The organism is Aquimarina sp., from assembly GCF_977115655.1.
In genome coordinates this window covers 1-1200 of the sequence record NZ_CDSBKO010000154.1, presented here as the reverse complement: position 1 = coordinate 1200, position 1200 = coordinate 1, and the positions used below count along the sequence as shown (strand labels likewise).

General features: G+C 33.2%; 1 protein-coding gene. It reads left to right on the top strand.

Annotated elements, in window-relative coordinates:
- Positions 1 to 25 precede the first annotated feature (25 nt).
- Complete coding sequence (locus tag ACZIYX_RS23965) at positions 26 to 1066, top strand: IS5 family transposase (RefSeq protein WP_462684780.1); 1041 nt, start codon at positions 26 to 28, stop codon at positions 1064 to 1066.
- The last annotated feature ends 134 nt before the right edge of the window (positions 1067 to 1200 follow it).

Sequence of the window (1200 nt, the reverse complement as noted above, 5' to 3'; positions counted from 1 at the left end):
TCTTAATTTTTTTTATCTTTTGGGTATGGAATTAATATCTCACCCTACTTTGGCAGATAGCATCTGCGATTTACGATCAAGAAAAATCAAACGTACCTTTTTTACTCAAATTAATAGTCTTATAGATTGGGTTGCTATCTCTGGTGTTATTTCACGACATTATGCAAAAGGTAAAAGTGCTACAGGCAAACCTAGTTATAGTGGTTTGTTATTATTTAAGATGTGTTTACTTCAGACTTGGTATGGTCTGAGTGATTATGAGGTAGAAGATCGTGTCAATGATAGTATTTCCTTTAGTTATTTCTGTGGTTTAAATATTGATCAAATAGCTCCTGACCATAGTACTTTAAGTCGGTTTAGAACAGCTTTGACCAAGGCTAATGCCTATGAATCACTTTTTAAACAAATCAATACTCAATTAGAATCTACTGGTATTATCGTTAAAACAGGAGCGATTATAGATGCTAGTGTGATAGATACTCCCTTAAAACCTAAAGGTAAAACCAATCATAAGATCACAGAGGACAGAGAAGATCTTGAAGAAGTAGAAGTGGCTAAAGAGTATGCTGATAGTGTAGACAAAGAAGCCTCTTGGCTAAAAAAGCAGGGTAAATATCGGTATGGTTATAAAAAGCATTATGTCACCGACAACGAAGGTTTGGTTTTAGGGGTGTTAACCACAAAAGCAAGTACTAACGAAGTTGGTAATTTAGAAGCGGTATTGGACACAGCAGATTTACCACAAAATATTCCCATAAAAGCAGATAAAGGGTATCAATCAAAGAAAAATGCAGCACTTCTTAAAGAACGTAAACTTAAAAACCATATTCTAAAAAAGGCTTATAAAAACAAGCCTTTAACTCATTGGGAGAAAAAATTCAATAAACTGATAGGAAAAACAAGATTTAAAGTAGAGCGTACTTTTGGAGGAATAAAAAGATGGTTTTCTGGTGGTACAGCAAAATACAAAGGCATCCAAAAAATGCATACTCAAAATCTTATGGAAGCTATGTGTTACAATTTGTATCGAAGTCCAGGGATAATTGCGTCTAATTACCAAAATTAAGAGAAATCAGCATTAGAAATAGACATATATCTTCGAAAACTAAAAGAAATTTGAAAACTTAGAGGTTTTTGAGCAAAAAATCTACCTAATAGAAAAACTAAATCAAGTAAACCGACCTTTTGCAACGGTCTTAA

Excerpts from the sequence above, each read along its gene's own strand:
- ACZIYX_RS23965 (WP_462684780.1), top strand. The coding sequence starts at position 26 with ATGGAATTAATATCTCACCCTACTTTGGCAGATAGCATCTGCGATTTA.